7 protein-coding genes are annotated in these 9,602 nt (G+C 70.7%); 5 read left to right on the forward strand and 2 right to left on the reverse strand.

Annotation, left to right across the window (positions count from 1 at the left end; all coding sequences use genetic code 11):
• Positions 1 to 1,288: class I SAM-dependent RNA methyltransferase (locus VFX99_RS03600; RefSeq protein WP_329664950.1), on the reverse strand; the 1,288-nt coding region annotated here is incomplete at its 3' end.
• 47 nt (positions 1,289 to 1,335) lie between these two features.
• Here VFX99_RS03600 and VFX99_RS03605 point away from each other — a divergent pair.
• Positions 1,336 to 1,983, forward strand: coding sequence for a Maf family protein (locus VFX99_RS03605; RefSeq protein ID WP_329664951.1), 648 nt, complete (start codon positions 1,336 to 1,338; stop codon positions 1,981 to 1,983).
• 117 nt (positions 1,984 to 2,100) lie between these two features.
• Positions 2,101 to 3,867 carry an acetyl/propionyl/methylcrotonyl-CoA carboxylase subunit alpha gene (locus VFX99_RS03610; protein ID WP_329664952.1) on the forward strand — a complete coding sequence of 589 codons (1,767 nt, stop codon included), beginning with the start codon at positions 2,101 to 2,103 and terminating at the stop codon, positions 3,865 to 3,867.
• A gap of 249 nt (positions 3,868 to 4,116) precedes the next feature.
• On the opposite strand, the gene VFX99_RS03615 is transcribed toward VFX99_RS03610, so the two are convergent.
• Positions 4,117 to 5,565, reverse strand: a complete 1,449-nt coding sequence (locus VFX99_RS03615) for an NAD(P)H-quinone dehydrogenase (protein WP_329664953.1) — start codon at positions 5,563 to 5,565, stop codon at positions 4,117 to 4,119.
• Positions 5,566 to 5,683: 118 nt separating this feature from the next.
• On the opposite strand from VFX99_RS03615, the gene VFX99_RS03620 reads away from it, so the two are divergent.
• The 3 genes from VFX99_RS03620 to VFX99_RS03630 all read left to right on the forward strand — a co-directional run.
• The gene (locus VFX99_RS03620) at positions 5,684 to 6,532 is read left to right on the forward strand and encodes a purine-nucleoside phosphorylase (RefSeq protein WP_329664954.1); all 849 of its coding nucleotides are present in this window, start codon (positions 5,684 to 5,686) and stop codon (positions 6,530 to 6,532) included.
• Positions 6,529 to 8,256 (forward strand): phospho-sugar mutase, encoded by a 1,728-nt coding sequence (locus VFX99_RS03625; RefSeq protein ID WP_329664955.1) that lies wholly within the window; start codon positions 6,529 to 6,531, stop codon positions 8,254 to 8,256. The genes VFX99_RS03620 and VFX99_RS03625 overlap by 4 nt, the downstream gene beginning before the upstream one ends.
• Positions 8,257 to 8,265: 9 nt before the next feature.
• Positions 8,266 to 9,602, forward strand: a 1,337-nt coding sequence (locus VFX99_RS03630) for an MFS transporter (RefSeq protein ID WP_329664956.1), incomplete at its 3' end; no start/stop codon positions are given.

Genomic DNA, 9,602 nt, shown 5'->3' on the forward strand with positions numbered 1-9,602 from the left:
CGTAGCCCTCGGCACGGAAGGTCGCCACATCGCGGGCGAGGGCGACCGGATCGCACGCGACATACACGATCGCGGACGGTCTCAGAGCGGCGATGGCTTCGACGACCCCGCGTCCCGCCCCCGAGCGGGGCGGATCCAGGACGGTGACCCCCCGAGCGAGTCGATCGCGGTCGCGCGCGGACGCATCGGCCGCCAGTCGCGTGACGAATCGGTCGACGCGGGCCGTCTCCGCCCTCGCGCCGACCCACTCGGCCAGGTTCTCGCCGGCGTGCAGCGTCGCGCGCGGATCGGACTCCACCGACGTCACCCGCGCCCCGCCGAGCTCGGCGAGCGCGGCGGCGAACAGCCCGACTCCGCCGTACAGGTCGAGGTGCCACGCGTCGGGGTCGAGAACGTGTTCGTTGCGCTCCGTCGAGCCGTTGCCGACCCCGCGGATCGCGGCGCGCACGGCCGCGTCCAGCGTTCCGGCCGCGAGGCGGTGCACCTGCCAGAAACCGCCGGCGTCGACCCGGAACTCGCGGCTGCCGACGCGCTCGACGACCGCTTCGCGAGCCTCCCGCGGCTCGGACTTGGCCGCATCGGCGCGGGGAAGGACGCGCACCCGGCCGTCCGCGGGCTGGATGAGATCGATGCGCCCAGGACGACCCTGCGCGAGTCGCAGTGCCGCGGCCTCCACCCCGGGCGTCGCGAGCGGGAGGTCATCGACCGGGACCACCGTATGGCTGCGTGCCGCGAACGGGCCGACACGGCCGTCGGCATCCACGTGCAGGCTCACTCGGGTGCGCCATCCGGTGCCGTCCGGAGTCTCCGCGTCCGCGACCCGGGTGGTGGAGTCCATGGCCTGCGCCGGAGCGGGCACCTCGACCGGAAGGTCGACGCCCCCGAAGCGCTTCAGCGCGTCGGTGAGCACGTCGAGCTTGAGGACCCGCTGGTGCGAAAGCTCGATGTGGCCGAAGTCCGCACCGCCAGGGCGCAGGTGTGGCGGCACCGCGACATCAGCCTGCCGCCAGATGTGCTGCTGCCGGTGCGGGGACGCCTCCAGCACCTCGAGCACCTCGCCCCGCCAGAAGGACTTCTTCGCGACATCCGTGAGCCGGATCCGGACCCGCTCGCCGGGGATGGCGTCCGGCACGAAGACGACGCGGCCGCCGCGCCCCGACTCGTCCGAACCTGCGCCGAGCCGGCCGACGAACACACCTCCGTGGGCGACGGCGGTGACGTCGAGCTCGAGTTCGTCTCCGGCCGCCGAGTTCGGCGAAGATCCTGCTGAGCTCGGCGAAGGGTCCACCTCCCGAGCATTCCACAGGCTCCGTGTCGCACGGCTACCGTGAACGCATGCAGGTCTGCCTCGCCTCGACGTCGCCCGCCCGGCTCATGCTGCTGCGGCAAGCCGGGATCGAACCGCGGACGATGGCACCGGACGTCGACGAGGACGCGGTCATCGCCGAGGTCGAGGCGGCGGAGAGCCGGCGGCTCGGTGCCCACGAGCACGTCCTGCTGCTCGCCCGGCGCAAGGCGGCGGATGTCGCCGCCCGCGTCGCGGCGGAGCAATCAGGGTTCGACGGAATCGTCCTCGGCGGCGACTCGATGTTCGAGATCGGCGGCGAGATCCTCGGCAAACCGCTCACCGCCGAGGCGGCGACCCGCCGATGGCGCGCGATGCGGGGCAGCACCGGCGTGCTCCACTCCGGGCACAGCATGATCCGCGTGAGCCCGGACGCAGACCCGCGCGAGGCGCACGCGGTGGCGGCGGCATCCGTCAGTTTCGCGTCGGACGTGACCGATGCCGAGATCGACGCGTACGTCGCCTCGGGCGAACCGCTGCAGGTCGCCGGGGCGTTCACCATCGACAGCCTGGGCGGCGCGTTCATCGACCGCGTCGTCGGAGACCCCTCCACAGTGGTCGGCATGTCGCTGTCCACGGTCCGCAGCCTGGCGCGCGAACTCGGCGTCAGCTGGCCCGATCTGTGGAACCGCGCGTAACTGCTCGGAACCGCACAGACTCCGTCGGCCCGCTCGTAGACTCCCCCACACGTTTCGCTGTCTTTCTTGTGCGGTGGACTCAAAAGGGGCGACCGGTGCCTGGGTAGGCTGGCACGCATGCCTCAGATCGCGAAGGTGCTCATCGCCAACCGCGGGGAGATCGCCGTACGTGTCATCCGTGCCGCGCGGGACGCCGGAAAGTCCTCCGTCGCCGTGTACGCCGACCAGGACCGCGACGCCCTGCACGCGCGCCTCGCCGACGAGGCGTACGCCCTGGAGGGCGCGACCAGCGCCGACACGTACCTGTCTGTGGAGAAGATCCTGTCGATCGCCCGCCGGTCCGGCGCTGACGCCGTCCACCCGGGCTACGGCTTCCTCGCCGAGAACGCCGGCTTCGCGCGTGCGGTCCTCGACGCCGGCCTCGTCTGGATCGGTCCCTCGCCGGAAGCGATCGAGGCGCTGGGCGACAAGGTCACCGCGCGTTCCGTCGCCGAGAAGGTCGGCGCTCCGCTCGCGCCTGGCACACCCGGGCCGGTCGCCGGGGCGCCCGAGGTGGTCGCCTTCGCCGAGGAGTTCGGTCTGCCGATCGCCATCAAGGCCGCGTACGGCGGCGGCGGCCGCGGACTCAAGGTCGCGCGGGAGTACGACGAGATCACCGAGATGTTCGAATCGGCCACGCGCGAGGCGATCACCGCCTTCGGCCGGGGCGAGTGCTTCGTCGAGAAGTATCTCGACAAGCCCCGCCACGTGGAGACCCAGTGCCTCGCCGATACCGCGGGAAACGTCGTCGTCGTCTCCACCAGGGATTGCTCTCTGCAGCGCCGTCACCAGAAGCTCGTCGAGGAGGCGCCCGCGCCGTTCCTGAGCGACGAGCAGAACCGCATCCTCTACGACGCGTCCAAGGCGATCCTGCGGGAGGTCGGCTACGTCGGCGCGGGCACGTGCGAGTTCCTGATCGGCGCCGACGGCACCATCTCCTTCCTCGAGGTCAACACCCGACTTCAGGTGGAGCACCCCGTCTCCGAGGAGATCACCGGGATCGACCTCGTGCGAGAGCAGTTCCGCATCGCCGAGGGCGGCCTGCTCGACTACGACGACCCGGTGCCCGTCGGCCACTCGATCGAATTCCGGGTCAACGGCGAGGACGCCGGGCGCGGCTTCCTCCCCCAGCCCGGCCCGATCCACGTGTTCAAGACATTCGGGGGTCCCGGCATCCGATTGGATTCCGGCGTGACGGCGGGCGACTCGGTCAGCGGCGCCTTCGACTCGCTGCTCGGAAAGATCATCGTCACCGGCCGCGACCGCGCCGAAGCGCTCGAGCGCGCCCGCCGCGCCCTCGATGAGTTCGAGGTGGCAGGGCTGCCCACGGTGCTGCCGTTCCATCGCAAGGTCGTGCGCGATCCCGCCTTCACTGCGGAGGGCGGCGACTTCGGCGTGTTCACCCGCTGGATCGAAACCGAGTTCGTCAACGACATCCCCCCGTGGGACGGCGAGCTCGAAGCGCCCAAGCCCGTCGAGGCCCGGCACACGGTGGTGGTCGAGGTCGCGGGCAAGCGGCTCGAGGTCAGCCTCCCCGACCGGATCGTCGCCGCGCCCGGCACAGGCGGAAGGCCGGCCGCGGTGCCGCCGTCACGGCGCTCGCACGCGACGACCGCCGTCGCGGGGGCGTCCGGTGACGCCGTGAAGTCGCCGATGCAGGCGACGATCGTCAAGGTCGCCGTCGAGGACGGCCAGCAGGTCGTCAAGGGCGACCTGGTGGTGGTGCTCGAGGCGATGAAGATGGAGCAGCCGATCCAGGCGCACAAGGACGGCGTCATCGGCGCGATCAACGCCACCGCCGGCACGACGGTCTCAGCCGGTCACCAGCTCCTGACGATCAGCTAGCGTCCGCCGGGGTCGTCGGGACTGATCGCGGCGACGCGGTCGGGCGCCCAATTGCGCCGCATCTCGGCTTCTGCGCCACTTTCCTGTTTCTGCGCTTCCCGCCGCAGAAGCGCCTCTTCCCTGCTTCTGCGCCCACAGATATTGGCGCATTCGCAGAGAGCTGCCGCACCCGCGGGAAAAGCGTCGCAAACGACAGGGCGGAGGGATGCCGATCGCCCGGGCGCCGGCGGGCGCCGCGCCGAGCCCGCGTCAGCCGTCTTCGTTCGCGCGATCGACGATGTGCATGGCGCGGGCGGCGTCGGTGATGCTTCCGGTCAGGGATGGGTACACCGCGAACACGCGCGACAGCTGGTCGACGGTGAGCCGGCGCTCGACCGCGATCGCGATGGGATAGATCAGCTCGGAGGCGCGCGGCGCGACGATCACTCCGCCGATCACCGTGCCGCTGCCCTGACGGGCCAGGAGCTTGACGAACCCGTCCTTGATGCCCATCATCTTCGCGCGGGGATTCGCCGCGAGCGGAAGCTTGTGGACCACCCCGTCGATGATGCCGTCGGTGATGTCCTGCTCCGACCACCCGATCGTCGCGATCTCGGGCGCGGTGAAGATGTTGGAGGTGATGCGTCGGTGCTCCAGCGGGATGACCACGTCGCCGAGCGCGTGGAAGACCGCCGTGCGGCCCTGCATCGACGCCACCGACGCGAGTGGCACGAACGTCGTGCAGTCGCCGGCGGCGTAGATGTTCGGCACCGACGTGCGCGCGACGCGGTTGACCTGGATGTTCCCCGACTCCGTCATCTGGACGCCCGCCTCCTCCAGCCCGAGTCCCGCGGTGTTGGGGATCGATCCGACCGCCATCAGGCAGTGGCTCCCCTCGACGGTGCGGCCGTCCGCGAGCGTGACGAGGACACCGTCGCCCTGTCGCTCCACCTTCGCGGCGCGCGACTTCGACAGCACGGTCATCCCGCCGCGCTTGAAGACCTTCTCGAGCACCTTCGCGGCATCCGTGTCCTCGCCGGGGAGCACCTGCTCGCGGCTGGAGACGAGGGTGACCTTGGCGCCGAGGTTCATGTAGGCCGACGCGAACTCGGCGCCGGTGACGCCCGAGCCCACCACGATGAGGTGCTCGGGCAGCGCGGTCATGTCGTAGAGCTGGGTCCAGGTGAGGATGCGTTCGCCATCGGGCATCGCGGTGGGCAGCATCCGCGGCGACGAGCCGGTCGAGATGACCAGGGTGTCGGCCTCGACGCGATCGAAGTCCGTGCCCTTGGGCCCGGTCGAGACCACGACGGCGTTGTCGCTGTCGAGCCGGCCGTGCCCCGAGATGATGCGCACACCGGCCTCGACGAGCGATGCGCGCATGTCGTCGGACTGCTGCCGGGCGAGCGTGAGGAGCCGCTTGTTGACCGCACCGAGGTTGATGGCGATCTCGGGCTTGAGCGGCTTGCCCTCGGCGCCGCGCGCGAACAGCTGCACGCCCAGGTCGCCCGCCTCCGAGATGGCGACGGCCGCGTCGGCGGTCGCGATCAGCGTCTTGGACGGAACGACGTCGGTGATGACGGCCGAGCCTCCGATGCCGGCGCGCTCGACCACCGTCACCTCCGCGCCGAGCTGGGCGGCAGCCAGTGCGGCTTCGTAGCCCCCGGGACCCCCACCGATGATTGCGACGCTCTGGGTGCGCTCGAAGCTCAAAGACATGGACCCATCCTCCCAGCACGAGCGCGGCGCGACGACAGCGGCGCTGAATCCACGACGACGGATGCCGGCCCCCGCGTGCGCTCTGGCTCCCGGGCCCGCGCGTTCATAGAGTGGGTCCATGCCAGACACGACCGCAGGCCCGCTGGATGACAACCCGTTGGATCGCCCCGGCGCCGACCCGTTCGAGATCGCCGGCCAGGCCGCCGACGACATCGCCCGGATCACCGGAGTGCCGCGTCATGACATCGCGCTCACGCTCGGCAGCGGCTGGGGCGACGCAGCGGAGCTGATCGGCGAGACGATCGCCACGGTTCCGGCGACCGAGGTCACCGGCTTCAGCCGGCCGGCGCTCGAGGGACACGTCGGCACCCTCCGCAGCGTCGTGACGCCGCGCGGGCGCCACGTGCTGATCATCGGAGCCCGCACGCACTTCTACGAGGGCCACGGGCCCCGCCGCGTGGTCCACAGCGTCCGCACGGCGGCCGCGACCGGCGCGCGGACGATGGTGCTGACCAACGGCGCGGGAGGACTGCGGCATACCTGGAAGCCCGGCACGCCGGTGCTCATCAGCGACCACATCAACCTGACGGCATCCACCCCTCTCGAGGGTGCGACGTTCATCGACCTGACCGACCTCTACTCGCTGCGCCTGCGCGACCTGGCACGCACGATCGACCCCTCGCTCGATGAGGGGGTCTACTGCCAGTTCACGGGACCGCAGTACGAGACGCCCGCGGAGGTCCGCATGGTCAAGGCGCTCGGCGGGCACATCGTGGGCATGTCGACGGCGCTCGAGGCGATCGCCGCACGTCAGGCCGGCATGGAGGTGCTGGGCATGTCGCTCATCACGAACATGGCTGCCGGCATCCAGACGACGCCCCTGAGCCATCAGGAGGTGGTGGAGGCCGGCCGGATGGCCGGGCCGGTCATCTCATCGCTCCTGGCGCGCGTGATCGGCGCGATGTGACCGCCGGGGCGACCGACCCCGCCCGCCACGACGCCGCGCCTGAAGACGCGCTGCTGGACACCGCGCGGGCGTGGCTCGGGCAGGACCCCGATGTCCAGACCCGCGCCGAGCTCGGCGAGCTGATCGACCGGGCCGAACGGGGTGATGCCGCGGCATCCGCCGATCTGGGCAACCGCTTCGCCGGCCGGCTCGCCTTCGGCACCGCGGGACTGCGCGGCGAACTGGGCGCCGGCAGCAACCGGATGAACCGGGTGCTCGTCGCCCAGGCGGCTGCGGGTCTCGCGGCGTTCCTGCTCGAACGCGGCGGCGACGGGGGCGACGGGCCATCGGTCGTGATCGGCTACGACGGCCGTCGCAACTCCCGGGTGTTCGCCCAGGACTCCGCCGAGCTGTTCGCGGGCGCCGGTCTGCGTGCGATCCTCCTCCCGCGACTGCTCCCGACACCCGTGCTCGCCTTCGCCGTGCGCGAGCTCGGCGCGTCCGCAGGGGTGATGGTGACAGCAAGCCACAACCCGCCGAACGACAACGGCTACAAGGTCTACCTGGGCGGTCACGATGAGGGCGCGCAGATCGTCTCCCCCGTGGATGCCGAGATCGCCGAGCACATCCGGCGGATCGCCGAGGCGGGGGATGTCGGGGCGCTCCCCCGCTCTCTGGGTTACGCGACCGCACCCGAATCACTGGTCGACGCGTACGTCACGGCGACTGCCGCGGTTGCTCCCGCACCCGCCGACACCCAGGGCTTCACCTGGGTCTACACGGCGATGCACGGAGTCGGGTGGGAGACCCTCTCCCGCATCCTGGATGCCGCCGGATACCCCGAGCCGGTGCCCGTCGACGCTCAGCTGGACCCGGACGGCGCGTTTCCGACGGTGGCGTTCCCGAATCCCGAAGAGCCGGGCGCGATGGACCTCGCGTTCGAGACGGCCCGCAGCGTCAACGCCGACCTGGTGATCGCGAACGACCCGGACGCCGACCGACTGGCCGTCGCGGTGCCCGACCCGCACGCTCCCGGCGGCTGGAGGCGGCTCACGGGAAACCAGATCGGACTGCTCCTGGGCTGGCGGGCCGCGCGCCTCGCAAGGGCAGCCGACGTTCCGCCCGGCGCGTCCCTCGCCTGCTCGCTCGTCTCCTCACCGGGCCTGAAGGCGGTCGCCGACCACTACGGCCTCGACTTCCACACGACCTTGACGGGCTTCAAGTGGATCTCTCGGGCACCCGGCCTCGTCTACGGGTTCGAGGAGGCGCTCGGCTACCTCGTCAATCCGGAGACGGTGCGCGACAAGGACGGCATCTCGGCGGCGATCGCGATGCTCGGGCTGGTGACCGAGGCGCGGGCTCGCGGCGAGAGCCTCGCGCGGGTGCTGGCGGAGTTCGATGCGACGTTCGGCTTCTTCGCCAGCGAGCAGATCTCGATCCGCGTGGCGGACGTCTCGTCCATCGGCCGGATCATGGCGGCCCTCAGGGCGCGGCATCCGTCGTCGATCGGAGGCGTCGCGGTCGAGAAGGTCGACGACCTGCTGGTCGGCGTCGACGAGCTGCCATCCGGCGACGTCCTGCGGCTGTGGCTGGCGGACGGTTCGCGCGTGATCATCCGCCCGAGCGGAACCGAGCCGAAGCTGAAGCTCTACCTCGACGTTCGCGGCGATTCGGCCGATGACGCGAAGACGCGCATCGCCACGCTCGCGGGCGGCGCCAGAGACCTGCTCGACGAGGTCGGCTGAGAAGACGCCATGGCTGAGAGCCCGGACGACAGAGCGGACGCCGCCGACGACGCATCCGGCCGCGACGGCGGCGCGACCGCGGCAGACCAGCCCGATCCACCGCACTGGCTGCGGAAGGTCATCCTCTTCCTCAGCGGGCAGACGATCAGCCTCCTGGGCTCCATGCTCGTCCAGTACGCCGTCTTCTGGTACCTGACGATCACCTACCAGTCGGGCGTGGTCATGATGCTCGCGGCGCTGTTCGGCTTCCTCCCGCAGGCCGTCGTCTCGATCTTCGGCGGAGTGTGGGCGGATCGGCACAACCGCAAGTACCTGATCATGGCTGCGGATGCCGCGATCGCCGTCTCGACGCTGGCGCTCGCCGTCGCTCTGATGGCCGGATACGACGCACCGTGGGTGATCTACCTCGCCCTGGCGATCCGCTCGGCCGGCGCCGGCATCCAGATGCCCGCGGTGTCCGCCCTCATTCCGCAGATCACGCCGATGCGCAATCTGATGCGCGTGAACGGCATCAACGGCTCCATCCAGTCCGCGATGGCGCTGCTGGCACCCGCAGCCGCCGGGGCGATCTATGCCTCATCGGCGGCAGCGACGGAGGGCGCCGCCGCTTCGCTGGTGCCCATCTTCTTCATCGATGTCGTCACCGCGATCATCGGGATCGGGCTCCTCGCACTGATCCCGGTCACGGCGATACGGCGGGCGGGCGACGTCGAGGCGGGCTACTTCGCCGATCTCGTGGACGGCGTGAGATACGTCGCCCATCACGCGTTCGTGCGCTGGCTGCTGATCCTGTTCGCGATCATCTTCGTCCTCATCGTGGCGCCGTCGAACCTCACCCCCCTGATGGCGGTGCGCTCGTTCGACGCGGGCGAGCAGCAGAACGTGGTGAACCTCGCCGTGCTGGAGATCGCCTTCAGCGTGGGGATGGTCCTGGGTGGGATCGTCGTGGCGGCGCTGTTCGCGAAGCGGAGTCGGATCGGCATGATCATCGTCTCCTCGCTGGTGTTCGGACTCCTGTCCATCGGCATGGGGCTCTCACCCAACATCTGGCTGTTCTTCGGCTTCATGTTCCTCCTGGGGCTCTCGGTTCCGTTCTTCTCGACGCCGTCGACGACGCTGCTGCAGGAGACCGTCGAACCGGAGCGCCAGGGACGCGTCTTCGGCTTCCTCGGCATCGTGATGGCCGTGGCCATGCCGATCGGGATGGTCGTGTTCGGCCCGCTCGCCGACGTCCTGCCGATCGAGTGGCTCCTGATCGGCTCCGGGATGCTGACCTTCGTGGTGCTCGCCGGTGCGGTCTGGCTGCCCGCGGGCAGGCGAGCGCTCGCCGCGGCTCGCGCAGCGTC

It is taken from the genome of Microbacterium sp. (genome assembly GCF_036277215.1).
Lineage (GTDB): Bacteria > Actinomycetota > Actinomycetes > Actinomycetales > Microbacteriaceae > Microbacterium.

Bases quoted from the DNA above. Each gene is read 5' to 3' on its own strand.
- VFX99_RS03610 (WP_329664952.1), top strand. From the start codon at position 2,101: ATGCCTCAGATCGCGAAGGTGCTCATCGCCAACCGCGGGGAGATCGCC.
- VFX99_RS03605 (WP_329664951.1), top strand. From the start codon at position 1,336: ATGCAGGTCTGCCTCGCCTCGACGTCGCCCGCCCGGCTCATGCTGCTG.
- VFX99_RS03615 (WP_329664953.1), bottom strand. From the start codon at position 5,565: ATGTCTTTGAGCTTCGAGCGCACCCAGAGCGTCGCAATCATCGGTGGG.
- VFX99_RS03620 (WP_329664954.1), top strand. From the start codon at position 5,684: ATGCCAGACACGACCGCAGGCCCGCTGGATGACAACCCGTTGGATCGC.